Here is a 24,872-nt window from a genome sequence, read left to right as displayed (position 1 = left end):
ACACATCGGCTTTAAATAAAAGCCTTATCTTTGCCTAAACAAGAATTTAATTTATGCTTAAAGGATTTTTTAACGTACCTACACCTGTTAATGAGCCCATTTTGGGTTATGCACCAGGCAGTAAAGAACGCGAATTATTAAAAGCGGCATTGGCCGATGCTCGCTCAAAAGTGATTGATATTCCAATGTATATTGGTGGAGAAGAAGTTCATACCGAACAAAAGGGAAAAGTTACTCCTCCACACGATCATCAGCATGTGCTGGCTAATTTTAGCAAAGGAAATAAAAGCCATGTAACACAAGCTATTGATGCGGCTTTGGCTGCAAAAGCAGATTGGGAAAACTTAGCCTGGGAACATCGTGCTGCTATTTTCTTAAAAGCTGCCGATTTAATTGCTGGTCCGTACCGTTATAAATTAAATGCTGCAACGATGTTGGGGCAAAGTAAAAATGCATATCAGGCAGAGATTGATGCAGCTTGTGAATTGATCGATTTCTTACGTTTTAACGTGAGTTACATGACTGAAATTTACAAACAACAACCACCAGTTTCTCCTCGCGGAAGCTGGAATAGATTAGAACAACGTCCGTTAGAAGGATTTGTGTTCGCTTTAACTCCATTTAATTTTACAGCAATTGCAGGTAATTTACCAACTTCTGTAGCGATGATGGGTAACGTTGTAGTTTGGAAACCAGCAAACACTCAGATTTTTGCAGCTAATGTTTTAATGCAAATCTTCCGCGAAGCGGGATTACCAGATGGTGTTATTAACTTAGTTTATGTTTCTGGCCCAGATGCTGGAGATGTTATTTTCTCTCATCCTGATTTTGCAGGAATTCACTTTACAGGTTCTACTGGAGTTTTTCAGGATATTTGGAAAACGATTGGTAACAACATTCATAAATTTAAAACCTATCCAAGAATAGTTGGAGAAACAGGCGGAAAAGATTTTATCTTAATTCACGGTTCTGCTGATCCAGAAGTTTCAAGTACTGCTATTATTCGTGGGGCGTTCGAATATCAAGGTCAAAAATGTTCTGCTGCAAGTAGAGTTTACATTGCTAAAAGCGTATGGCCAGAAGTTAAGAAGTTTATGCTTCGCGATTTAGCTACTTTTAAAATGGGGCCAACTGAAGATTTCAGCAATTTCATTAATGCCGTTATTGATGAAAAATCATTTAACAGTTTAGCAAAATATATAGATGCTGCTAAAAAAGATAAAGGTGTAGAAATTATTGCTGGCGGAAATTACGACAACAGTAAAGGCTATTTTATTGAACCAACTGTTTTAGTGGTTGATGATCCGAAATATACCACCATGTGTGAAGAGTTATTCGGTCCAGTTTTAACAGTATTTGTATATGATGATAAAGACTTCGAAAAAACGTTAGACATTATCGATAGCACTTCTATTTATGCTTTAACTGGTGCTGTAATTGGTCAAGATAGATATGCATTAGAAAAAGCTACGCAACGGTTACGTAATGCGGCTGGTAATTTCTATATCAACGATAAATGTACTGGTGCAGTAGTTGGTCAGCAGCCGTTTGGTGGCGCAAGAGGTAGCGGTACTAATGATAAAGCTGGTTCGATGATTAATTTATTACGTTGGGTTTCTCCACGTACCATTAAAGAAACATTTGATCCACCTAAAGATTATAGATATCCATTTTTAGCCGAGTAATTAAGCTTTATAATAGAAAAACCCGCGACATTTAAATGCTGCGGGTTTTTTATGCGTTATAGTTTTCAAAAAAAATCCCAAACCTAAGTTCGGGATTTTCTATTTTAAATTACTGATGCTTAAAGACCTACTTTGAAAGCTGGCGAAACATCATCAAGACTATGACTGCTCACTTTTAAATCTTTAATGAGACCAGTTTTTAAGCTATAAACCCAAGCATGAACCGAAAGTTCTTGACCGTTTGCCCAAGCATTCTGAACAATTGAAGTATTCATTACGTTGGCTGCACCTTCAATAGCATTTAATTCTACCAATCTGTTAGATCTTTGTTCGTGATCTTTCATGGTAGCCATTTCTCTCTCGTGCATGCGATAAACATCTCTAATATTTCTCAACCAATTATCGATAATACCAACTTGTTTGTTTCCTAAAGCAGCATTTACACCACCACAGCCATAATGACCGCAAACAATTACATGTTTTACTTTTAACACATTCACCGAATAATCGAGCACACTTAACATGTTCATATCTGTGTGTACAACCACGTTTGCAATGTTTCTGTGTACAAAAATATCGCCTGGTAGCGTGTTTGTAATCTGATTTGCTGGTACTCGGCTATCAGAACAGCCTATCCATAGTACAGGCGGGTTTTGCCCTTCAGACAATTTATCAAAGTAGGTTGGATCAGTTTTTTTCATATCCTCAACCCAATCTTTATTTCCTTTTAATAAGGTATCGTATGTTATATCTTTTGTTTCTATTGTTTTTGCGCACATAATTTTAATGATTAATTTTTTCTACAATCTTTGTATTTAATTTTGGCACAGCATAATGGCTTTTTATCTGCTCTAAAGTTACAATAATGCCTTTAGTATATGCATTGTGCTTGTAATTAAATATGGTTTCTAAAACATCTGGATCTATGTATCTCGCATTAGATCCATCTATAATTACATTAGTTTCTTTTGGTATACCAGTTAATAATACCTGTATTGCAGCTTTATTTAAAAAGGAAACTTCTTCGGCAAGCTTAATTCTAATGTTCTTTTTATTACCTTCTTCCTGCATTTTATAAAAGAAAGGATTACGCATATTGGTACGTAATAAATAAAATATAGAGAAAGCCATTCCAACCGCTACACCTTTTAATAAATCGGTAAGTACTACTGCTAGTACAGTAACTACAAAAGGAATAAACTGATCCCAACCTTTATGAAACATGTGTTTGAATAAAGCAATCCTTGTTAGTTTATAACCTGTAACTAAAAGGATAGCAGCTAAACACGCTAACGGTATCATATTTATTAAGGATGGAATGAACAACAATGATAACAACAACCAGCCGCCGTGAAATATCGCCGACATTTTTGTTCTTGCTCCTGCATTTACATTTGCCGAGCTACGCACAATTACTGATGTCATTGGTAAACCGCCTAACATACCGCTTATCATATTACCTGCACCTTGCGCCATTAACTCTCGGTTAGTTGGTGTAATCCGTTTTATCGGATCAATTTTATCAACAGCCTCAACACCTAAAAGCGTTTCTAAACTTGCTACAATTGCAATGGTACCAGCAACAATCCAAACTTGTTTATTGCCAATTTGAGAAAAATCTGGCATGCTAAATAAGCCTGCAAATTCACCCCATCCATTTACTACCGGAATGTTTACCATCTGCTGTGCTTTTAGGGCAAAATTAGTCTCCTGAAAAACTAAGCTTAAAGTAATACCTAAAACTACCACCAATAACGGGGCTGGCACAACACTAAGTTTCTTGAACTTTGGCCAAAACACCAGAATTAAAACCGACAACACACTAATAACAATTGCCGCTAAACTAAAATGACTTGCAGCATTACTTATCGCAGAAAACGTGTTTTGGTTATCACCCTGAAAAAATCCTTCATCACCTAAAAAATCGCTATCCACACCTAATGCATGGGGCAATTGTTTTAGAATAAGAATTAAACCAATAGCTGCTAGCATCCCTTCTATTACACTAGATGGGAAATAATTTCCAATAGTGCCGGCCTTAATTAGACCGAGCACCAATTGAAAAACTCCTGCCAAAACCAACGCAAGCAGGAATATCTGATAACTGCCCAACTGGGCGATAGCTCCTAAAACAATAACCGTTAAACCTGCAGCAGGGCCACTTACACTTAACTGCGAACCGCTTACAAAACCAACTACAATACCACCTACTATACCTGCAATTAAACCCGCAAACAAGGGGGCGCCAGAGGCTAAAGCAATACCCAAACATAAGGGCAAAGCCACTAAAAAGACAACCACACTTGAAGGCAAGTCTTTCTTTAAATTCTTTTTTAAGATATATTTTTTTACTTCGAACCTAGAGAAGGTCGAATTTCTATTTTCCATAAAAACCTATTAAATTTTAATAATTTAAGACATATCATCGCCATGCGAAAAAATATTTTGCATGCTAAAACGACGAAAATAAAAATTATGAAAAGTTAGGAGGCGGTGTTGGAACGGAAGGATGATGCGGATCTACGTATCGCCGAGAATGTTCAATAAAACTATTGGTAACACCATAATCTATTAATACCGGCACATAAGTTAAATCGTAACGTTGAAACATTAACTTATGATCAGAAAATTTAACATTCGCTTTACCAGCATCATCACCATGGTTTTCTACTTCTAGCTGCATAATTACAGCATTCATAAAGTATTTATCCATGTGAGCGAAAAATACAGGCGCTCCAGAAATTACCATCTTTGCAGTAAAGATGCCCATAAAGGCTAGCACAATAAGTACACGGTATTTTCTTAAAAACATAAATCAGTTAAATTTTCTAGATTTCTCCAAAAATAGTTCCAAAACTGGCAAACCATCAAATAAAATAGTAATTAAAATGTAATTTAAAACGAGATTTTTACAATTGAAGAAATAGTAAGCGTGCTTAAAAATTTCAAATCTGTGCAGAAAAACAGTGGATTAACCGTAATTTAACGCCCTCAAAACAACCTCTATTTTCATGAGAAAAACTCTACTCTTTTTACTCCTCTTTTGTCCGTTTTTAACATTGGCACAAAGTAATAATGCGCCATCATCTTATGATTTGCACGACATAAAAATAACGGGTTATCTACAAACGCAGTTTCAAAAAGCACAATCTGGCGGAATTACTTCTTTTTCTGGCGGAGACTTTTCTGCCAACAGCGATAGCCGTTTCATGATTCGCCGAGGAAGATTAAAAATTGACAGAGTTGATAAATTCTCCAATATTGTATTTCAAATAGATGCTACACAAAACGGTGTAAATTTAATGGATGCATTTATTCAATTACATACACCCGAAATACCCGAATTAATGTTAACCGCCGGCTTATTCAATCGCCCCTTTGGTTACTCTATTGTGTACTCATCTGGCTACAGAGATTTCCCAGAACGTGCAAGAGTGTTTCAAACCTTAATGCCTCGAGAAAGAGATTTAGGTGCAATGCTTAGCTTTAATTCTAAAAAAATAGCCAAATTTCTAACAGCAGATGTTGCTTTAGTAAACGGCAGCGGACTTTCGGCTAGAGATTACGATTCTAGAAAAGACATTGTGGCTAGTTTAAACTTCAAGTTCGATAGTTTAGCCAATAAGCATTTACACATTGGTTTTGGCGCATCAATTTACAAAGGAACCGTTCGCAGCAATACCGATACTTATTATACTGCCAATGGCAACGGTTTCGTAGCCAATACAAAACCAGATAACGTAAATAAAAATTTAAACCGCGATTATTACGGCGCCAATTTACAAGTGCAATACGATAATACTTTTGGTACTACAACCTTTAAAACAGAATATGTAGAAGGCACACAACCTGGTGTTGCAAATTCAACTAGCCTTGCAGGCCCTTATGCAAGTCAGAGTTTTGCTACACAACCTTTAACCAATTTATATCTGCGTCATTTTAATGGGTATTACTTTTGGTTAACCCAGCAAATCGCTAAAAGCAGATTTACAGCTTTACTAGCTTACGATGTTTACGATCCTAATACCGACGTCAAAGAAAATACCATCGGCCTTGCCGGAAACAACACAACTGGCGGCGATATTAAATACGCTACTTTGGGCTACGGAATTACCTGTGCTGTAAATGCCAGATTAAAATTCACAGTATATAATGAACATGTTTCTAATGATGGCACTACTTTAACTGCTTACCAAAGCGATTTAAAAGACAACGTATTTACTACGCGTTTGCAATATCGTTGGTAAAACAATTTCAAAAAACTAAAACAGTTAGTATTTTGATTACTTTTATAATCTATGAACAACATAAAATTATTTGAGGAAAAACAAGTTAGAACTCATTGGGATGAAACTGAAGAACAATGGTATTTTTCAGTTATCGATGTAATAGAAATTCTGACCAACAGCGCAAACCCAAGAGATTATTGGTTTAAAATGAAATTAAGGGTAAATAATAATGATGGATTTGAACTGTCGACAATCTGTCGACAGTTCAAATTAAAAGCAGCGGATGGCAAAATGAGAGAAACAGATATTGCCAACACCCAGTCATTACTACGTATAATTCAATCCATCCCTAGCCCAAAAGCTGAACCTTTTAAACAATGGTTAGCAAAAGTAGGTTACGAACGCATGCAAGAATTGGCAGATCCGGAACAAAGTTTAGCTAGAGCAAGAGAGAATTGGCAAAAACTTGGACGAAGCCAAAAATGGATACAACAACGCATGACTGGGCAAGAAACCCGAAACAAACTTACTGATTATTGGAAAGAAAGTGGCGTTACTAAAAACAATGATTTCGCATTATTAACAAATATAATTCATCAAGAATGGACTGGGCTAACTGTAAAAAATCATAAAGATTTAAAGGGTTTAAAATCACAAAACCTTAGAGATCACATGTCTGAGGCAGAACTCATTTTTACTGCACTTGCAGAATTATCTACAAGGCAAATAGCAGAATCCGATGAAGCTAAAGGATTACAAGAAAATGCAAAAGCAAGCAAAAAAGGTGGTACTATTGCTAAAGATGCTAGATTTGCGTTAGAAGCAAAAACTGGTAAAAATGTGGTAACTGGAGAAAATTTTTTACCACCCTCGAAAGAAAACAAAGAACTGAAATAATAACAGTTATGAAAAACAAAATCGAAACCCTTCAAGATAAAATAAAAAGTGCCCACTTAGGCGGCGGACAAGCCCGCATAGATAGCCAACATAAAAAAGGCAAATTAACTGCTCGCGAACGTATTCATTTCTTAATGGACGAAGGTTCCTTCGAAGAAATTGGCATGTTAGTTACACACCGCAATACCGATTTCGGCATGGAAAAAGAACAATACCTTGGCGATGGCGTAATTACAGGCTACGGAACCATTAACGGCAGACTAACCTATGTTTTCTCTCAAGATTTTACAGTTTTTGGCGGTTCACTCTCAGAAACTCACGCCGAGAAAATATGTAAAGTAATGGAAATGGCCATGAAAAACGGCGCTCCAATTATCGGTTTAAACGATAGCGGTGGTGCACGAATTCAAGAAGGTGTAGTTTCTTTAGGTGGTTACGCAGATATCTTTTACCGCAACGTACAAGCCTCTGGTGTTATCCCTCAATTGTCTGCAATTATGGGCCCTTGCGCAGGTGGTGCAGTATATTCACCAGCCATAACCGATTTCATTTTAATGGTCGAAAACACTTCGTATATGTTTGTAACTGGCCCCAACGTAGTAAAAACCGTTACACATGAAGAAGTAAGTTCCGAAGAATTAGGCGGTGCAACAACACACGCTACAAAATCTGGCGTTACACATTTTGCATGCGCCAATGAGCTCGATGCCATCAGTCATGTTAAAAAACTACTGAGTTACGTTCCTCAAAACTGCGAAGAACTTCCACCAAGTTTACCCTATGAAATTGCAGACGAAAATCGCCCTGCGCTAAATGAAGTATTACCACAAAATGTTTCACAACCGTATGATGTTCGCGACATTATTTCGGCAGTTGCCGATACCGATAGCTTTTTAGAAGTACATAAAGACTACGCCGAAAACATGGTCGTAGGTTTTGCCCGCTTAGCAGGCCGAAGTTTAGGCATCGTAGCAAATCAGCCTGCCTATTTAGCAGGAGTTTTAGATAATCATGCCTCTGTAAAAGCAGCCCGATTTGTTCGCTTCTGCGATAGCTTCAATATTCCGTTGTTAGTTTTTGAAGATGTACCCGGTTTCTTACCCGGAACAGACCAAGAATGGAACGGCATCATCACCAATGGTGCAAAATTATTATATGCATTTAGCGAAGCAACCGTGCCACGCATTACCGTAATTACCCGTAAAGCCTATGGTGGCGCATACGATGTAATGAATAGTAAACACATCGGTGCCGACATGAACTACGCATGGCCTACCGCCGAAATTGCAGTAATGGGTGCTAAAGGAGCAGCAGAAATCATTTTTAAAAGAGAAATTACTGCAGCAGAAAACCCTCAAGACAAATGGTTGGAGAAAGAAAAAATGTATTCAGAAATTTTTGCCAACCCTTACCGTGCAGCCGAACGTGGCTTTGTAGATGAAGTAATAGAACCATCTCAAACACGAGTTAAATTAATTAAAGCCTTTAAAATGCTAGAAAACAAAGTGGTCAACAATCCTCGTAAAAAACACGGAAATATTCCTTTGTAAAGAGCAAAGAATGGTTTTTAAACATCCAACCCCGTAACAGGCAACCCACAAAACGCAACACAAACTGTAATGGCAGTAGTCGAACAAATATTTCCATCCCTAACTTGGCGCATTAGACATATCGCTATGTACCCCAATCATCCCTACGATTTCGTAAAACTAGAAAACGATTTCGAAGGCACACACTTCGGTATTTATGTAGAACACGAATTAACTGGCGTAGTCTCTTTATTTACGCAGGGCGATGTTGGTCAGTTTCGTAAACTAGCAGTTTTACCAACAGCACAGCATCAAGGTTTAGGCAAACAACTAATGGAATACCTAATCGATTTCTGCAAAACTCAAAAACTGACAAAACTCTGGTGCAATGCCCGAGTAAATGCAAAAGAATTTTATACTAAATTTGGCTTCCACGAAACAGATAAAACCTACACAGCAGACGGGTTTGATTTTGTAATAATGGAAAGGGAATTTTAGATTGTAGATTTACGACTTACGATTTAAAACAGAAGAATAAAGAATAACAAATTAGATTGATGAATTGGTTTGGCACTTGCCATTCTAAAATTGTAAATCTAAAATCTAAAATAAGATTATGGCAAAGAAAGAAGAAAATAAAAAGAAACACGTACCCGTAGTAACCAAAAAATCAGTACAATTTTTCGAGAAATATATCAACAACGCAGCCCCAACTGGCTACGAGTGGGAAGGTCAGAAACTATGGTTAGAATATTTAAAACCATACATCGACGAGCATTTTATAGATAATTACGGTACAGCAGTAGGTGTAATTAATCCAAAGGCCGAGTATAAAGTAGTTATCGAAGCCCATGCCGATGAAATTTCATGGTATGTAAATTACATCACAGCCGACGGTTTAATCTACGTTATCCGCAACGGCGGTTCAGATCATCAAATCGCACCATCAAAACGCGTAAACATCCATACCGAAAAAGGATTAGTGAAAGCAGTATTCGGTTGGCCAGCTATCCATACTCGTAATGGCGAAAAAGAAGAAGCACCAGCCTTAAAAAACATCTTTTTAGATTGCGGTTGCACCACCAAAGAAGAAGTAGAAAAACTAGGCATCCATGTAGGTTGCGTAATTACTTACGAAGATGAGTTTATGATTTTAAACGATCGTTACTACGTAGGTAGAGCTTTAGATAACCGTGCAGGCGGTTTTATGATTGCCGAAGTAGCCCGTTTATTAAAAGAAAACAAACAAAAACTTCCATTCGGTTTATACATTGTAAACTCCGTACAAGAAGAAATTGGTTTACGTGGTGCCGAAATGATCGCTCAACGCATCAAACCAAATGTGGCTATCGTAACCGATGTAACGCATGATACCACCACCCCAATGATTAATAAAATAACACAGGGCGATTTAGCTTGCGGCAAAGGACCAGTAGTTTCTTACGCCCCAGCCGTGCAAACCAACCTAAATAAATTACTAATTAAAGTGGCCGAGAAAAACAACATTCCTTTTCAACGCCAAGCCTCTTCTCGCTCTACCGGCACAGATACCGATGCCTTTGCCTACTCAAACGGCGGCGTACCATCGGCATTAATTTCCCTGCCATTGCGCTACATGCACACCACCGTAGAAATGGTCCACAAAGAAGATGTAGATAATGTAATTAGCTTAATTTACCAAAGCTTGTTAAACATTAAAGCCAATCAGGATTTTAGAGAGTTTAAGTAAGCAACTAACCCCGTCATTCCCGTGAAAACGGGAACCGTAATGCAGTGAAACATAAGGTCTAAGATTAATTTCTTAGACCTTTTTTGTTTAAACTTAAAACTATGCCACCTATGTGGTATTTTGTCATCCAGAGCGCAGCGAAGGATCTCCTAAATCCTTATTAAAACATTTTTCCTTTTTCGAAAAGCAAAAACACCACAACTATTAAAGTCAGTCCTGCTTTCCGTTTCAAGTCCTCGTTTCGTACCTCAACTTGCGGGCTTTACACTACAATCAGGTTTAAATAACAAAAACCTGTGCAATAGCGGTCAGTGAAGAAACTCCTTCGCAATAACGAGTGGGAAATGCGGTCGTCATTGCCAACCGAAGCTAGGGGAAAGTGATGGAGTGAAGCAATCTATCTAGTCAAGAAAGATTGCTTCGTGCCTCGCAATGACGCAACCGCCCTACAACCCTTCCAAAACCACAACCCTTTCCCAAGCACGAGGACCGGCCTTGTAGCATCCCGAAGGAGAAAGCATTAAAACTTCTCCATTACCTTTCAAAAACCACAGTCCAAAACAATGAGCCAGTTCGATCTTTCATCGAACCTGCTGCTTGTTGCCTTAAAAGTTTTAATAGCTTAATCCGAGAGATGATACTAAGCCTTGATCTTTTGTTTCTTTTCTATCAAGAGAAAAGAAAGAGCCATAGCGGCGGCGAGCTAAAAATTATAAATAAAAGTGGATTTGAAACCGAACTTCTGAGCTCATTAATACAGCTGAAAATATATAAACAGATTAATAATCCACAACAACTGATAGATTAATAAGCGAGAAAGATTTCTCCACTACGGTCGCAATGACGCAACCGCCCTACAACCTTTCCAAAACCACAACCCATTCCCAAGAACGAGGACCGGCCTTGTAGCATCCCGAAGGAGAAAGCATTAAAACTTCTCCATTACCTTTCAAAAACCACAGCTCAAAACAATGAGCCAGTTCGATCTTTCATCGAACCTGCTGCTTGTTGCCTTAAAAGTTTTAATAGCTTAATCCGAGAGATGATACACAGCCTTGATTTTTGGTTACCTTTTTATCAAGAAAAAGGTAAGAGCCACAGCGGCGGCGAGCTAAAAAAGATATCCTTCGCTGCGCTCTGGATGACAAGCATGACATATATAGAAAAACAAAAAATCCTCTAAGAAACCTTAGAGGATTTACAATCAACATCCTTACAATCACTTCGCCATTTTAAAAATCAAACCAGAAACCTGTTTGTATTGAGCACTACCAGCACCAAACACAGATTTCACATATGTTTTTGCATCCTGAGCAGTAGCAACAACACCCGTTTCCAAGTTATACATCAACTCGTTCCGCAACAAACGCACATTACTAAGTTCAATTTCAGTTGCAACAACCGCCATACTCAATTGTTGCAACTTAGTATATAACAAAGTCAATGTTGCAACCTTCAACTCCGTTTCATTCGGCTTATACTGAGGGATAGAAGCCAGCAACTTAACCAACTTATCAAAATGATCCAACATATTATTATAACCCCGTTGCGATACAGAAATCTGATTAACCGCCTTCCCCTCAGCTGCCAATGCACTTTTCTCCTCCTCCGTTAATTTAGCCGATGCCCTTTTACCCTGCAACTTTCTATTTATAGTTGCTACATTCTCAATTATCTGTAGTGGAGTATCAGTAGCTTTTAAAGCATTTAATAAACGAGTGCTTAACCCCCTTAAAGGTTTAAATTCTATCTCCCTAGCAGCAACAGCATTACTCCAACTAGCCAACACCACATGTAATTCATTAACTACATCCTTTGCCTTTACCAATTGCCCCTGCATATTGCCAACACTAATCGATGCCCTAGACGGCTTATAAATTGCACCAAAACCAATTACATAAGTAATTAAAATTTCAAAGTTCGCTAGATTTTTAGCTTCTCCTGTTTCATTAATTTTAGACATTGTTTAAATCATTAAATAAATACACTTATTAATTAACCTCAAGGTATAGAATTTAAACAGCCACAAATTAGCTAATTACTAGTCTTTTAAGGGAATATACTCCAACTAAACGAATAAACTGCCTACCAAAAGGACTACACCACCCGCAAAAAGAACTAAGCCACCCGCAAAAAGAGCTAGACCACCCGCCAAAAGAACTAAGCCATCCGCCAAAAGAACTAGACCACCCGCCAAAAGAGCTAGAACACCCGTAAAAAGAACTAGACCACCCGCAAAAAGAGCTAGACCACCCGCAAAAAGAACTAGACAACCCGCAAAAAGAACTAGACAACCCGTAAAAAGAACTAGAACACCCGTAAAAAGAACTAGAACACCCGCAAAAAGAACTAGACAACCCGCAAAAAGAACTAGACCACCCGCCAAAAGAATTACACCACCTGCAAAAAGAAACCTAGCATGCACAACTTTGCAATTCCCCTCCCTTGCAGGGGTGCCTGAAAGGCGGGGTGGTTCCTTCAGCCTACCAAAAAACTTCCCCCAAACCTCTGCTGAAAATATTTAACCAAATAGAATACAACTACTAAAAAATAAATAGCTTTATATACTACAAATCAGATTATCTAATTAACCTTGAAAACAAAAACCCTATGAAAAAATTATTAACACTCCTTACGTTTTTCGTGATATCTACAAGCGTGTGCTTTGGCCAAACAAATACCGAATACAAAACCGCATTAAAAAAAATGATGGTCGCATCTGGTGCCGAAAACACTTGTAAAGTGGTAATTAACCAAATGATAACTGCCTTTAAAACGAAGAAATCTGATGTGCCTGAAGAATTTTGGACTGAAATGAGTGCTGAACTTTTAAAAACAACAATAGGTGATATGGCAGATATGCTGGTTCCTGTGTATGAAAAACATTTAACCTTGGCCGACATTAATCAATTAATTGCTTTTTATGAATCGCCGATAGGTAAAAAGTTTGCTGAGAAAACACCCATTATTACACAAGAGTCTATGCAAGTTGGACAGCAATTAGGCATGAAAATTGGACAAAAAGTAGTGGAGAAATTAAAAGAGAAATATAATTAATTTATAGTTTCTCCTATATCTTTATTAATTTAAACGCCACAAACACCTACATCATGAGCGATAAAAAACCGCTATTTATAGAAAAAATAAAAGCATCATACACCCCAACAGGCGCATCTATTTATTTAGGCGCAGGTATTTTAGATGGCGAAGTACTTAGCGAAGCAGAAGTAAACTTGCCTTTACGTATGATGAACCGACACGGTTTAATTGCAGGAGCAACTGGAACGGGCAAAACTAGAACCTTACAGTTATTAGCAGAACAGCTATCGGACGCTGGCGTACCCGTTTTTATGTTAGATGTAAAGGGAGATCTTTCTGGTTTAAATCAGCCCGGCACTACAAACCCGAAGATTGAAGATAGAGCAAAGCAATTAAACAAACCCTTTGCTCCTAGCGGTTTCCCGGTAGAATTATATTCATTAAGCGGTAAACTTGGTGCGCAAATGCGAGCCACAGTTACCGAATTTGGACCAGTTTTATTGGCTAAGATATTAGAGTTAAACGAAACCCAGACCGGTGTATTGGCGGTAATTTTTAAATATGCCGATGATAACAAAATGCCTATTGTAGATTTAAATGATTTAAAGAAACTGTTAGGTTATTTATCAGAAGGAGACGGTGCTGCAGAAATTAAAGGCAGTTATGGATCTATTTCTACGGCAACATCGAGCACTATTTTAAGAAAAGTTGTGGCGATAGAGCAGCAAGGTTTGGCGAGTATGTTTGGCGAAACATCTTACGATATTGAGGATCTTTTTAGCAGAGTAGATGGCAAAGGAGTAATTAGTTTGCTAAACATTTCCGACGTACAAAATCAGCCCATTTTATATTCTACGTTTCTATTAAGTTTATTGGCAGAGATTTATCAGGCAATGCCAGAGGCTGGAGATTTGGATAAACCTAAATTGGTTTTCTTCTTTGATGAAGCACATTTATTGTTTAACGATGCGCCTAAAGCATTTTTAGAACAAGTAAATACCATTATTAGATTAATTCGTTCTAAAGGGATTGGCGTTTTCTTCTGTACGCAATCGCCAATGGATGTGCCCGAAAGCGTATTGGCGCAATTGGGTAATCGGGTGCAACATGCATTAAGAGCATTTACACCAAATGATGTTGATGCGTTGAGAAAAACGGTAAATACCTATCCGAAATCAGACTTTTATGAAATTGATAAAATACTTACTGGATTAGGTACTGGGCAGGCGTTAGTTACTGTATTAAATGAAAAGGGTATCCCAACAGAGGTTGCCGCAACTATGCTTACTCCGCCAAGGGCGATAATGGGACCAATGGCAGCAGCAGATTGTGATAAATTGATGCAGGCTAGTCCGTTATTTACTAAATACCAAGCAACTATTGACCCAGTAAGCGCTTTTGAAATGCTGACCGATAGAGTTAATAAAAAACTTGCGGAAGACAATGAAGTTAAAGCTGCAGCCGAAGAGCAAGAACGCATAGAAGCTGAAAGCAAACCTAAACCTGGCGAAAAAAGTATAGTAGAAAAAGTAATGGGTGCAACGATTACTCGCCAAATAGGTAAAGAAATTGTCCGCGGTTTATTTGGAATGCTAACTGGCAAAAAACCTCGCTCTGGCGGTGGATTATTTGGCTTTTAGTATTATCTTTAGCCCATTCTAAACTAACATCGTTAACTAAAAAATATTTCAAATAAATGAAACCTACTTTATTAATATTAGCGGCTGGTATGGCTAGTCGTTACGGAAGCATGAAGCAAATTGATGGCTTTGGTCCTAATGGCGAAACCATCATCGATTACTCTATTTATGATGCAATTAAAGCAGGTTTTGGTAAAGTTGTATTTATCATTAAAGAAGAATTTGTAGATAATTTTAGAGCTATCTTCGATGCTAAACTTAAAGGAAAAATAGAAACTGATTACGTTTTTCAGAACTTCGATTTAAAACAATTTGGCATTGAAGAGGAAATTTACAGAGAAAAACCTTGGGGTACAGCGCATGCAATTCTATCTGGAAGAAAAGTAATTAACGAACCTTTTTGTGTAATTAATGCTGATGATTTTTATGGTTTAGATGCATACGAGAAAATGGTTCATTTTTTAAATACTGAAGCTACAGATAGTAATTTTTCTATTATAGGTTACCAGATAGGAAAAACTTTATCAGACTTTGGAGCAGTTTCTCGTGGGGTTTGTAAAGTTGATGCTGATGGTAATTTGGCAGAAATTGTAGAGCGTACAAAAATTTATCAGAAAGATGGCGCCATTGTATACGAAGAAGATGAGAAAGAATATCCTTTAGCTTTTGAAACGCCTGTTTCTATGAACTTTTGGGGCTTTACACCTGCGGTTTTCAAAGTTACTGAAGATTTATTTAGAGAATTTGCAGCAGCAAATAAAGACAAACCAAAAGCTGAGTTTTTTATTCCGTTAATTGGCGAGAACTTGGTTAAAACGAATACTGCAGCTTTTAAAGTGGTACCAACTTCTAACCAGTGGTTTGGTGTAACGTATAAAGAGGATAAACCTTTTGTGCAAAATTGCATAGATCAGTTGATAAAAGATGGGATGTACCCAGAAAATTTATGGAGTTAAGTATTGACAAAGAAATAATAGAGGCTTACGGATTTACAGCCGACAATATATCTTTACAGCAAATAGGTTCGGGGCATATTAACCTAACCTATTTGCTTTCTTCCTTAAAAGACGACAAAAAGTATATTCTCCAAAACATCAATACAGAGGTTTTTAAAGATCCATTTGCTATTGCAAATAATATTAAAGCAGTTGCTGATTATTTAAAAGAGCATAACCCTGATTATCTTTTTCCAGCGCCAGTTACTACTTTAAACGGTGATGCGATGGCTCATCATAACGATGAATACTGGCGATTACTTCCTTTTGTAGCTGATACGATTGCATTTGACACGCTTAGTGAGCCTAAACAAGCTTACGAAGCAGCAAAACAATTTGGTAAATTTAGTAGGCTACTAAATCAGTTTGATACTTCAGTTTTAAATGATACTATTCCTGGTTTTCATGATTTGGCTTGGCGTTATGAGCAATTTACTTTTGCGTTAAGTAAAACTTCGGCTAGTTTAAAAGCTAGTGCAAATCATGAAATTGAAACTGCTTTGCACCATCATTTTATTGTAGATTATTACCATTCTTACGAGCATAGCAAAGATTTCCCTAATCGTGTAATGCACCACGACACTAAAATTAGCAACGTATTACTAAATGCGACTACTAATATTGGAGTTTGCGTTATTGATTTAGATACGCTAATGCCTGGTAAATTCATCTCTGATTTAGGAGATATGATGCGCACTTATCTTTGTGCTTTTTCTGAAAACGAAACTGATCTTAATAAAATAAAAATCAGATTGCCTTATTTTGAAGCTACTGTTAAAGGTTATTTATCTGAAATGAAGGATATTTTAACTCCAACGGAAAAGGAATTGATTTTGTTTTCTGGCAGATACATGGTCTATATGCAAGCTTTACGTTTTTTAACCGATTACTTAAGCGGAAGTATTTATTATCCGATTACTTATCCGACGCAAAATTTAGATAGGGCAAAAAATCAGTTTAAGCTTTTAAGTGAGTTGTCTGAAAACGAAAAGATTTTGCAAGATATAATCGAAGAATGTTTATCCTAATTTCCAAAGTAACATGTCGCAGATTAATAACGAATTAAAGAAAGAGTTTCAAATTGAAAGGATGATTCTCTTTACTGATGCTGTATTTGCTATCGCGATTACACTTTTGGTTATAGAGATTAAACCTCCTCATATTCATGATGGAATGAACGGTAGTGAAATGCTAAGTCAACTAGCAGAACTCCTTCCTCGATTTATTGGCTTTATCATTAGCTTTTTTGTAATTGCTATTTACTGGCGTTCACATCATCGTTTATTTTCTTTTATAAAAGATTATGATGATAAACTCATTTGGCTAAACTTTTTCTTTTTGTTCACCATTATTTTGATGCCTTTTAGTTCGGCGTATTATAGTGAACAAACAGAGTATTCTTTGCCTTTTTATTTCTATTGCGCAAATGTTGCAGCAACTGGCCTTTTAAATTATGCTTTACTATCTTATATCATCAAACACCGAGGTCGAATTTCTGAAGGATTTGATGATCTTAAAACTCGACAATTAGCTCGTTGGAGAACTTTAGTTGTTCCTTCTATTTTTATTATTGGTGCGCTTATTAATTTTTTCTTACCTAAGGAAAATCATTTAAACCTGCTGAGTAGGTTTAGTCCGATGTTGATTTGGCCTGCTATTATGATTTTAAATAGATACTTTGGAAAGAGGAATGAGTTAGAGTTTACACATAAAGTTAATACGAGACGTAAAAAGTAATATTGAACCGTATAAGGCATTTAAGAAACATATAAGGTTATATTAACTTACATTTCTTATAGTGAAAATCATAAATGAGATTCCTCACTACGTTCGGAATGACAAATAGCACAAAAAAAGCGTCACTGAAATTAATCAGCAACGCTTTTTTTATTTATTATCTTTGGACTTTCGGTCTCCAGACTTTCTGACTACTTTTTCTCTTCGTCTTTTACTTCTTCAAAATCAACATCAGTAACTGTATCGCCACCTTGTTGAGCATCAGCTTGAGGAGCTCCATCTTGAGGTTGCTCACCAGCTTTGTACATTTCTTCTGAAGCTACGTTCCATGCATTTTGCAATTCTTCTTGAGCTGCATCAATATCTGCAAAGTTACGAGACAAATGAGCTGCTTTTAATTTCTCTAAACCAGCTTCGATTGGCGCTTTTTTATCATCAGATAATTTATCACCAAACTCTTTCAATTGTTTTTCAGTAGAGAAAATTAAAGCATCAGCACCGTTAATTTTATCAGCTTCTTCTTTTGCTTTAGCATCAGATTCTGCATTTGCTTCTGCTTCTTCTTTCATTCTTTTGATTTCTTCATCAGTTAAACCAGATGAAGCTTCAATACGAATTTTTTGCTCTTTACCAGTAGCTTTATCTTTTGCACTTACATGTAAAATACCGTTAGCATCAATATCAAAAGCAACTTCTACTTGAGGTACACCTCTTGGAGCTGGCGGAATACCGTCTAAAATGAAACGACCAATTGTACGGTTCTGAGCAGCCATTGGACGCTCACCTTGTAAAATATGGATTTCTACCGAAGGCTGATTATCAGCAGCTGTAGAGAAAGTTTCTGCTTTTTTAGAAGGAATAGTTGTATTTGCTTCAATTAATTTAGTCATTACACCACCCATAGTTTCAATACCTAAAGAAAGTGGAGTAACATCTAATAACAATACATCTTTAACTTCACCAGTTAAAACACCACCTTGAATAGCAGCACCAATTGCCACAACTTCATCAGGGTTTACACCTTTACTTGGCTCTTTACCAAAGAAAGCTTTAACAGCATCCTGAATTGCAGGAATACGAGTTGAACCACCTACTAAAATAATTTCGTCGATATCACCAACTTTTAAACCAGCATTTTTCAAAGCAGATTTACAAGGATCAATTGTACGTTTAATTAAATCACTAGCCAATTGCTCAAATTTAGCACGACTTAAAGTACGTACTAAGTGTTTTGGTCCGCTAGCATCAGCAGTAATATATGGTAAGTTAATTTCTGTAGAAGTAGTGCTTGATAACTCAATTTTAGCTTTTTCAGCCGCTTCTTTTAAACGTTGTAAAGCCATTGGATCTTTAGCTAAATCCATACTGTTTTCAGTTTTGAACTCATCAGTTAACCAATCGATAATTACGTGGTCAAAATCATCACCACCTAAGTGAGTATCACCATCAGTAGATTTTACTTCGAAAACACCATCACCTAATTCTAAAACTGAAACGTCATGCGTACCACCACCACAGTCAAACACAACAATTTTCATGTCTTTGTGTGCTTTATCTAAACCATAAGCTAAAGCAGCTGCAGTTGGTTCGTTAATGATACGTTTTACTGTTAAACCAGCAATTTCACCAGCTTCTTTAGTTGCTTGACGTTGTGCATCGTTAAAGTAAGCAGGCACTGTAATAACCGCTTCAGTAACTTCATGTCCTAAGAAATCTTCAGCAGTTTTCTTCATTTTTTGTAAAATGATAGCCGAAATCTCTTGAGGAGTATATTTACGGTCGTCAATTTCAACACGTGGCGTGTTATTATCACCTTTAACTACTTTATAAGGTACTCTAGCAATTTCTTTAGCAACCTCAGCATAGCTGCTGCCCATAAAGCGTTTAATAGAATAAATTGTTTTTGTAGGGTTCGTTATCGCCTGACGTTTAGCAGGTTCACCTACTTTACGCTCGCCATTTTCTGCAAAAGCAACAATAGATGGCGTAGTACGTTTACCCTCACTGTTGGCTATAACTACAGGTTCGTTACCTTCCATTACAGAAACGCAAGAGTTCGTTGTTCCTAAGTCTATACCAATTATTTTTCCCATTTTATTTTGTATTTCTTTTAAATTTTTATTGTTTACAAGCTAATAACAAGCAATGTGCCAATTAGGTTTTGGCAGAAATAACAGTAAAAAGACTGTTAAAATGTAAAAAATAAATAAAAATTATGCTGACAGCTTGGCAGAAACAAGCTAAAAGGCAGTAGGTTTAACGATTTAAAATTTTCGGAAAACGTTTGTCAGTAGTTCTTTTGACTTTTCTGTCCTGCTGTCCGCTTTACTCCACTTCGCTCCGTGTTCGCTACCATCAGGTTTAACTAACAAAAACTTGTACAATTATGAACCAATGTGGCTAAAGCCTAAAACCAACAACATAAAAACGTCGGTTAAAACCGACGGCAATGATGTTTCATTTATATCAAGCATTCCATATTTCATTGCCGTTGGCTTCAGCCAACGGACACAAAAGCAAAGCCGTAACAAACTCTTTAAATTTTAGTCGAAAAGGAAATCCAGAATATGAAATACCTATTATTTTTCTTCATCGCAATTTTATTAATAAGCTGCGTTAGTCCATTAGGTAATAAATCGATAAAAGTTCAAATTTTAAATGCTTCAAACACCCCTATTTCAAATGTTAAAATTACAACATCTGAAAACTTAGATTCTCTATTTTTTCCAAGTATTGATATTTATGAAGGAAAATTTGGAAATTTAAATATGGCAAAAAATAAAATTGATGGTGAATATCGTCTAAGTTATAAGCAAGATGGGAAATATCATTTAATAAAAACAGGATATTATACTAACGGTCGGTCGTTAGCATATTCAATGTATATTGAAGTGAAAAAGGATACAGCAATCGTTAAATTCTAATTAAATTTTCATCAACCTCTCCAAATGATGATAATCTATCCCGAAGTAAGCCTTAGTTTCTTTAATTTTTTGTAAAATTTCTTCTTTACGTTTCTCTTTAGAAGTCCCCTTTAGGGGATTTAGGGGCTTCACTCCTACTACCAAAACATTCTTCGGCGTATGTGCATCAGAAATAAACTCGAATACTTTAGTTTTATAACCATAATATTCTAAAATCAAAGCTCTAATTCCATCAGTAACCATTTCAGCTTGGCGTTCTAAGAAAATCCCATATTTAGTTAAAAAAGAAATATCGTTTTTCACTTTGTGTTTTTCTATTTCTCTTCTAATCTGTTTATGGCAGCAAGGTGCAACAACAATTAATTCAGCTCCCGCATTTATTCCTTTAAAAATCGCATCATCCGTAGCCGTATCGCAGGCGTGTAAAGCAATTAATAAATTAATGTCTTTTACATTATAATCTTCAATAGTTCCTTCAACAAAATGCAGTTGTTCAAAATTAGACTGCTTAGCAATCTCATTACATAAATTCACTAAATCCTCTCGAAATTCTACGCCGGTAACTTTAGCTTTTAAGTTAAGCTGTTGATGTAGATAATCATACAAAGCAAAGGTTAAATAACCCTTTCCAGAACCCATATCTACCACATTTTTGATGGTTCCTTCGGGCAACTCCTTAATTAACGAACTTAAAATCTCAATATATTGGTTAATCTGTTTGTATTTATCCTGGGCATTTTTAAACACATTTCCTTCCGCATCAGTAATCTTCAATGCATGCAAATAAGCATTTCCCTCTGGTTTTATTATGCGTTTTTTCTCTTTATTATGCGAAGTGGAAACTTGTAATGCTTGTACATTCTTCTTAGAGCGGATTACGATTTCTCCTTTTTTAGTATGTTCAATTATCGTTTCTTCATCAGTAGTAAATAGCGTACAAACTTTAAAATCATTACTGATGTATTGCATTACTTTACCAATACCATCTTCAACAGGGAAATTTTTAAAAATATCCCTCGTTTTGTATCGGTAATTAAACGAAAGCATATCTACTCTTTTAATCTTTACTTTTCTGATGTAAAGATTTTTTAGTTCTTTATCATTCCCCTGATAATTTCCTAGAGAGAGTTTTATAAAACTAGAGTTTGAAATACTTGATTTTAAAATACTGGTAAACTTCAGCAGAATATCGCTATTACTCATATATATAAATCGATTTACTTAACATTATGGCTACATTATTAAAATAGCTTGTCTAACGTTTCCATTTGACAAAATTAAGCTTTAAATTAGGATATCGTTAAATTTCTAACCATTTATAATGAGTGATTTTCAAATAAAAAAATCTTCCACAGTTTATGATGCCATCATTGTTGGCTCAGGAGCAGGTGGAGGAATGGCAGCCTATGTATTAGCAAATGCAGGGCAAAAAGTTTTAATGCTCGAAGCTGGTCAATATTTCGATCCAAGAATTGATGCCCAACAAATGAAATGGCCTTGGGAATCACCTCGTCGTGGTGCAGGAACAACGCGTCCATTTGGAGATTTTGATGCCTCTTATGGTGGTTGGCAATTAGATGGCGAGCCCTACACAACTAAAGATAAAACCGAATTTGAATGGTTCAGATCACGTATGTTAGGCGGTCGCACAAATCATTGGGGAAGAATTTCTTTAAGAATGGGTCCAATAGATTTTAAACCAACAGACGGGTTAACAGATCCTTGGCCAATTACTTATGCTGATGTAAAACCATTTTACGATAAAGTTGATCGGATGATAGGGATTTACGGTACTGCTGAAGGGATAGAAAATGAACCTGATGGGATTTTCATGAAACCACCTAAACCAAGATTGAATGAGCTTTTCATTAAAAAAGGTGCAGAAAAAGCTGGCGTTAGAGTAATAACTGGTAGAGGTGCCGTAATGACCGAAGAAATTAAAGGGAATAAAGACCGTGCACCTTGCTTTTATTGCGGTCAGTGCGGAAGAAGTTGCAAAGTCTATGGCGATTTTTCTTCTTCATCTTGCTTGGTAATTCCTGCTGTAAATACTGGTAATTTAACTGTAATTACTGACGCTATGGTTAGAGAAGTAATTACCGACAAAGACGGTACTGCAAAAGGTGTTTCTTATGTAAATAGAAAAGATTTGCAAGAATATCAGGTAAATGCCAAATTGGTTATTTTAGGAGCAAGTGCCTGCGAATCGGCCAGAATTTTGTTGAATTCAAAATCTTCACAACATCCAAATGGCTTAGCAAATAATAGTGGGGTTGTTGGGAAATATCTTCACGATTCTACAGGTGCAAGCGTTTCAGGATTTCTTCCTCAATTATTAGATAGAAAAAGATATAATGAAGATGGTGTAGGTAGCGTTCATATCTACTCTCCATGGTGGTTAGACAATAAAAAATTAGATTTCCCTCGTGGTTACCATATCGAATATGGAGGTGGAATGCGCATGCCTTCTTATGGTTTTGGCGGAGGAGTATCAACTATGAATGGTATGGTTCCAGATAGAAATGGCAAAATGAAAGAAGCTGGTGGATATGGAGCATCCTTAAAAGATGATTATCGTCGCTTTTATGGCACTGGCGTTGGCATGGCTGGTCGTGGAACTGCAATTGCCCGAGAAGATAATTACTGTGAAATCGATCCAAATGTGGTCGACAGATTCGGAATTCCAGTTTTGAGATTTCACTATAAATGGGCAAAAGAAGAAATTTTACAAGCTAAACATATGCAAGAAACTTTCTTATCGATAATGAAAGAAATGGATGCAGTTGTTACATCGAAAATCGAAGGCCCTGAAACTAATTATGGACTAGAGGCTCCTGGTAAAATCATCCATGAAGTTGGAACAATTCGAATGGGTGATGATCCTAAAAAATCAGCACTGAACAAATATTGTCAAGCACATGATTGTAAAAATTTATTTGTAGTTGATGCTGGACCATTTGTGCAGCAAGGTGATAAAAATGCAACATGGACAATTCTTGCATTGGCAATGAGAACAGCAGAATATATTTTAGCAGAAAAGAAAAAACAAAATATTTAATCATGAATAGACGTGATTCACTAAAGGCAATAGGCCTTACAGCATTAACCACAACTGTATTACTCGAAGCTTGCAAACAGCCAGCGACTGATACTGCAGCTGCTACTACTAAAACTGAAAAAGAAGCAGGTCGTGAACAATGGGAAACCGAAAGAGATGAAAAATTGAAATCGGAAACCTTTTTCACCAAACATGAAATGGCTACCATTACAGTTCTAGCCAATATAATTATTCCGAAAGATGGTGTTTCAGGAAGTGCTTCCGATGCAAAAGTTCCAGAATTTATAGAATTTATTGTGAAAGACATGCCAGAACATCAAATACCGATGCGTGGCGGTTTAAAATGGTTGGATATTCAATGTTTCAATAGATATGAAAAGCCTTTTGTAGAAGCATCAACTAAAGAGCAAATTAGCATTGTTGATGAAATTGCTTATCCTAAAAAAGCAAAACCAGAAATGCAAGCTGGTGTATCTTTCTTTAATAGAATGAGAAGTCTTACTGCCTCTGGTTTTTATACAACTGAAATGGGCGTTAAAGATATTGGATACGTAGGTAATGTTCCAAATCAATGGCCTGGCGTTCCAGATGATGTTTTAAAACAATATGGAATGGAAAATGTAAAAGTATAGAAACACTTAAACCAGTTTTCAAATTAAACAAAAAACCCTTCAGGAAATTCCTAAAGGGTTTTATATTTTTAGTTAAAATTTTAACTATGCTTTAGGAGCTTCTTCATCAGCATTTGCTTCAGGAGTAGCTTCTTCAGTTGCAGGAGTTTCTTCAACAGCTGGTGCTGCCTCTTCAACAACTTCAGCCTCTTCAACTACAGTTTCAGCTTTTGGAGCTTTTGCTTCTGCAGGAGGAGCAGCAGTTTTAGTTGATTTGCTTCTACCTCTACGTGTAGTTTTCTTCTCTGCAGCTGCAGCATCTTGACCGTAAACTTCGTTATAATCAACTAACTCAATTAATGCCATTTCAGCATTATCACCTAAACGATTGTTTAACTTGATAATACGAGTATAACCACCTGGACGGTTAGCAACTTTCGCAGCTACATCACGAAACAATTCAGTTACTGTTTCTTTATCTTGCAAGTAAGAGAATACAATACGACGAGAGTGAGTAGTATCGTTTTTAGATTTTGTAATAATTGGTTCAACATACACACGTAAAGCTTTTGCTTTCGCTAAAGTAGTTGAAATTCTCTTGTGCTTAATTAATGATGAAGCCATGTTAGCCAACATCGCTTTTCTGTGCGATGTAGTTCTGCCTAAATGGTTGTGTTTTTTACCGTGTCTCATTTTTTGTTTTGTAAAGTGTATACCGTCTCTTTGAAATTAATCTGAGGGAATTATACACAGTGAATATTTAATTAATACTATATTCCGAGCCTTGAGCACAATTTCA

Annotated in this window: 21 protein-coding genes; 14 read left to right on the top strand and 7 right to left on the bottom strand. The window is 36.6% G+C overall.

Going from position 1 to position 24,872, the window contains the following annotated elements; translation table 11 throughout:
• Positions 1-53: 53 nt before the first annotated feature.
• Positions 54-1,685: an L-glutamate gamma-semialdehyde dehydrogenase gene (gene pruA / locus GM921_RS16105; protein WP_182923647.1), complete on the top strand. Its 1,632-nt coding sequence runs from the start codon at positions 54-56 to the stop codon at positions 1,683-1,685.
• 119 nt (positions 1,686-1,804) lie between these two features.
• Here the strand turns inward: pruA and GM921_RS16100 are convergent, their stop codons facing one another.
• The 3 genes from GM921_RS16100 to GM921_RS16090 all read right to left on the bottom strand — a co-directional run bounded on the left by GM921_RS16100 (position 1,805) and on the right by GM921_RS16090 (position 4,497).
• Positions 1,805-2,464, bottom strand: coding sequence for a carbonic anhydrase (locus GM921_RS16100; RefSeq protein WP_182923646.1), 660 nt, complete (start codon positions 2,462-2,464; stop codon positions 1,805-1,807).
• Between the two features lie 4 nt (positions 2,465-2,468).
• Positions 2,469-4,073, bottom strand: coding sequence for a SulP family inorganic anion transporter (locus tag GM921_RS16095; protein ID WP_182923645.1), 1,605 nt, complete (start codon positions 4,071-4,073; stop codon positions 2,469-2,471).
• Positions 4,074-4,158: 85 nt separating this feature from the next.
• Positions 4,159-4,497: a hypothetical protein gene (locus tag GM921_RS16090; protein ID WP_182923643.1), complete on the bottom strand. Its 339-nt coding sequence runs from the start codon at positions 4,495-4,497 to the stop codon at positions 4,159-4,161.
• A 199-nt stretch (positions 4,498-4,696) separates the two neighbouring features.
• Between GM921_RS16090 and GM921_RS16085 the strand changes: the two genes are divergently transcribed.
• The 5 genes from GM921_RS16085 to GM921_RS16065 all read left to right on the top strand — a co-directional run bounded on the left by GM921_RS16085 (position 4,697) and on the right by GM921_RS16065 (position 10,069).
• Positions 4,697-5,932, top strand: a complete 1,236-nt coding sequence (locus GM921_RS16085; RefSeq protein ID WP_182923642.1) for a porin — start codon at positions 4,697-4,699, stop codon at positions 5,930-5,932.
• Positions 5,933-5,983: 51 nt separating this feature from the next.
• Positions 5,984-6,811, top strand: a complete 828-nt coding sequence (locus GM921_RS16080) for a BRO family protein (RefSeq protein ID WP_182923640.1) — start codon at positions 5,984-5,986, stop codon at positions 6,809-6,811.
• An 8-nt stretch (positions 6,812-6,819) separates the two neighbouring features.
• Positions 6,820-8,361: an acyl-CoA carboxylase subunit beta gene (locus tag GM921_RS16075; protein ID WP_182923639.1), complete on the top strand. Its 1,542-nt coding sequence runs from the start codon at positions 6,820-6,822 to the stop codon at positions 8,359-8,361.
• 69 nt (positions 8,362-8,430) lie between these two features.
• Positions 8,431-8,838: a GNAT family N-acetyltransferase gene (locus GM921_RS16070; RefSeq protein WP_182923638.1), complete on the top strand. Its 408-nt coding sequence runs from the start codon at positions 8,431-8,433 to the stop codon at positions 8,836-8,838.
• Positions 8,839-8,956: 118 nt separating this feature from the next.
• Entirely contained in the window at positions 8,957-10,069 is a 1,113-nt protein-coding gene (locus GM921_RS16065; RefSeq protein ID WP_182923637.1) for a M42 family metallopeptidase, read from the top strand.
• A gap of 1,219 nt (positions 10,070-11,288) precedes the next feature.
• Here GM921_RS16065 and GM921_RS16060 read toward each other — a convergent pair.
• A complete protein-coding gene (locus tag GM921_RS16060) occupies positions 11,289-12,032 on the bottom strand; it encodes a hypothetical protein (RefSeq protein ID WP_182923636.1) in 744 nt (247 codons plus the stop codon).
• Between the two features lie 647 nt (positions 12,033-12,679).
• Between GM921_RS16060 and GM921_RS16055 the strand changes: the two genes are divergently transcribed.
• Genes GM921_RS16055 through GM921_RS16035 form a run of 5 tightly spaced genes read left to right on the top strand, consistent with a single transcriptional unit; the run spans position 12,680 to position 17,480 of the window.
• Positions 12,680-13,126, top strand: coding sequence for a DUF2059 domain-containing protein (locus GM921_RS16055; protein ID WP_182923635.1), 447 nt, complete (start codon positions 12,680-12,682; stop codon positions 13,124-13,126).
• Between the two features lie 53 nt (positions 13,127-13,179).
• Positions 13,180-14,748 carry a helicase HerA-like domain-containing protein gene (locus GM921_RS16050; RefSeq protein WP_182923634.1) on the top strand — a complete coding sequence of 523 codons (1,569 nt, stop codon included), beginning with the start codon at positions 13,180-13,182 and terminating at the stop codon, positions 14,746-14,748.
• A gap of 56 nt (positions 14,749-14,804) precedes the next feature.
• The gene (locus GM921_RS16045; protein ID WP_182923633.1) at positions 14,805-15,704 is read left to right on the top strand and encodes a nucleotidyltransferase family protein; all 900 of its coding nucleotides are present in this window, start codon (positions 14,805-14,807) and stop codon (positions 15,702-15,704) included.
• Positions 15,650-16,771 (top strand): phosphotransferase enzyme family protein, encoded by a 1,122-nt coding sequence (locus GM921_RS16040; RefSeq protein ID WP_182923632.1) that lies wholly within the window; start codon positions 15,650-15,652, stop codon positions 16,769-16,771. The genes GM921_RS16045 and GM921_RS16040 overlap by 55 nt, the downstream gene beginning before the upstream one ends.
• 13 nt (positions 16,772-16,784) lie before the next feature.
• Entirely contained in the window at positions 16,785-17,480 is a 696-nt protein-coding gene (locus GM921_RS16035) for a TMEM175 family protein (RefSeq protein ID WP_182923631.1), read from the top strand.
• A gap of 191 nt (positions 17,481-17,671) precedes the next feature.
• Here the strand turns inward: GM921_RS16035 and dnaK are convergent, their stop codons facing one another.
• Positions 17,672-19,573 carry a molecular chaperone DnaK gene (gene dnaK / locus GM921_RS16030; protein ID WP_182923630.1) on the bottom strand — a complete coding sequence of 634 codons (1,902 nt, stop codon included), beginning with the start codon at positions 19,571-19,573 and terminating at the stop codon, positions 17,672-17,674.
• Positions 19,574-20,047: 474 nt separating this feature from the next.
• Here dnaK and GM921_RS16025 point away from each other — a divergent pair, with 474 nt between their 5' ends.
• The gene (locus GM921_RS16025) at positions 20,048-20,404 is read left to right on the top strand and encodes a hypothetical protein (RefSeq protein WP_182923629.1); all 357 of its coding nucleotides are present in this window, start codon (positions 20,048-20,050) and stop codon (positions 20,402-20,404) included.
• Here GM921_RS16025 and GM921_RS16020 read toward each other — a convergent pair whose 3' ends face one another.
• Entirely contained in the window at positions 20,405-21,607 is a 1,203-nt protein-coding gene (locus GM921_RS16020; protein WP_182923628.1) for a class I SAM-dependent methyltransferase, read from the bottom strand. It lies immediately after the preceding gene.
• A gap of 118 nt (positions 21,608-21,725) precedes the next feature.
• Here GM921_RS16020 and GM921_RS16015 point away from each other — a divergent pair, with 118 nt between their 5' ends.
• Together GM921_RS16015 and GM921_RS16010 are read left to right on the top strand one after the other, a co-directional pair.
• Positions 21,726-23,462 carry a GMC oxidoreductase gene (locus GM921_RS16015; RefSeq protein ID WP_182923627.1) on the top strand — a complete coding sequence of 579 codons (1,737 nt, stop codon included), beginning with the start codon at positions 21,726-21,728 and terminating at the stop codon, positions 23,460-23,462.
• A gap of 2 nt (positions 23,463-23,464) precedes the next feature.
• Positions 23,465-24,094 (top strand): gluconate 2-dehydrogenase subunit 3 family protein, encoded by a 630-nt coding sequence (locus GM921_RS16010; protein ID WP_182923626.1) that lies wholly within the window; start codon positions 23,465-23,467, stop codon positions 24,092-24,094.
• An 84-nt stretch (positions 24,095-24,178) separates the two neighbouring features.
• On the opposite strand, the gene rplQ is transcribed toward GM921_RS16010, so the two are convergent.
• Positions 24,179-24,766: a 50S ribosomal protein L17 gene (gene rplQ / locus GM921_RS16005; RefSeq protein ID WP_182923625.1), complete on the bottom strand. Its 588-nt coding sequence runs from the start codon at positions 24,764-24,766 to the stop codon at positions 24,179-24,181.
• Between the last annotated feature and the right edge of the window lie 106 nt (positions 24,767-24,872).

It is taken from the genome of Pedobacter planticolens (genome assembly GCF_014172375.1).
GTDB lineage: Bacteria > Bacteroidota > Bacteroidia > Sphingobacteriales > Sphingobacteriaceae > Pedobacter > Pedobacter planticolens.
This window is presented reverse-complemented; position numbering and strand designations above follow the sequence as displayed.

What these genes read in the sequence shown, in the direction of transcription:
- pruA (WP_182923647.1), top strand. Translation starts at nt 54, where the DNA reads ATGCTTAAAGGATTTTTTAACGTACCTACACCTGTTAATGAGCCCATT.
- GM921_RS16100 (WP_182923646.1), bottom strand. Translation starts at nt 2,464, where the DNA reads ATGTGCGCAAAAACAATAGAAACAAAAGATATAACATACGATACCTTA.
- GM921_RS16095 (WP_182923645.1), bottom strand. Translation starts at nt 4,073, where the DNA reads ATGGAAAATAGAAATTCGACCTTCTCTAGGTTCGAAGTAAAAAAATAT.
- GM921_RS16090 (WP_182923643.1), bottom strand. Translation starts at nt 4,497, where the DNA reads ATGTTTTTAAGAAAATACCGTGTACTTATTGTGCTAGCCTTTATGGGC.
- GM921_RS16085 (WP_182923642.1), top strand. Translation starts at nt 4,697, where the DNA reads ATGAGAAAAACTCTACTCTTTTTACTCCTCTTTTGTCCGTTTTTAACA.
- GM921_RS16080 (WP_182923640.1), top strand. Translation starts at nt 5,984, where the DNA reads ATGAACAACATAAAATTATTTGAGGAAAAACAAGTTAGAACTCATTGG.
- GM921_RS16075 (WP_182923639.1), top strand. Translation starts at nt 6,820, where the DNA reads ATGAAAAACAAAATCGAAACCCTTCAAGATAAAATAAAAAGTGCCCAC.
- GM921_RS16070 (WP_182923638.1), top strand. Translation starts at nt 8,431, where the DNA reads ATGGCAGTAGTCGAACAAATATTTCCATCCCTAACTTGGCGCATTAGA.
- GM921_RS16065 (WP_182923637.1), top strand. Translation starts at nt 8,957, where the DNA reads ATGGCAAAGAAAGAAGAAAATAAAAAGAAACACGTACCCGTAGTAACC.
- GM921_RS16060 (WP_182923636.1), bottom strand. Translation starts at nt 12,032, where the DNA reads ATGTCTAAAATTAATGAAACAGGAGAAGCTAAAAATCTAGCGAACTTT.
- GM921_RS16055 (WP_182923635.1), top strand. Translation starts at nt 12,680, where the DNA reads ATGAAAAAATTATTAACACTCCTTACGTTTTTCGTGATATCTACAAGC.
- GM921_RS16050 (WP_182923634.1), top strand. Translation starts at nt 13,180, where the DNA reads ATGAGCGATAAAAAACCGCTATTTATAGAAAAAATAAAAGCATCATAC.
- GM921_RS16045 (WP_182923633.1), top strand. Translation starts at nt 14,805, where the DNA reads ATGAAACCTACTTTATTAATATTAGCGGCTGGTATGGCTAGTCGTTAC.
- GM921_RS16035 (WP_182923631.1), top strand. Translation starts at nt 16,785, where the DNA reads ATGTCGCAGATTAATAACGAATTAAAGAAAGAGTTTCAAATTGAAAGG.
- dnaK (WP_182923630.1), bottom strand. Translation starts at nt 19,573, where the DNA reads ATGGGAAAAATAATTGGTATAGACTTAGGAACAACGAACTCTTGCGTT.
- GM921_RS16025 (WP_182923629.1), top strand. Translation starts at nt 20,048, where the DNA reads ATGAAATACCTATTATTTTTCTTCATCGCAATTTTATTAATAAGCTGC.
- GM921_RS16020 (WP_182923628.1), bottom strand. Translation starts at nt 21,607, where the DNA reads ATGAGTAATAGCGATATTCTGCTGAAGTTTACCAGTATTTTAAAATCA.
- GM921_RS16015 (WP_182923627.1), top strand. Translation starts at nt 21,726, where the DNA reads ATGAGTGATTTTCAAATAAAAAAATCTTCCACAGTTTATGATGCCATC.
- GM921_RS16010 (WP_182923626.1), top strand. Translation starts at nt 23,465, where the DNA reads ATGAATAGACGTGATTCACTAAAGGCAATAGGCCTTACAGCATTAACC.
- rplQ (WP_182923625.1), bottom strand. Translation starts at nt 24,766, where the DNA reads ATGAGACACGGTAAAAAACACAACCATTTAGGCAGAACTACATCGCAC.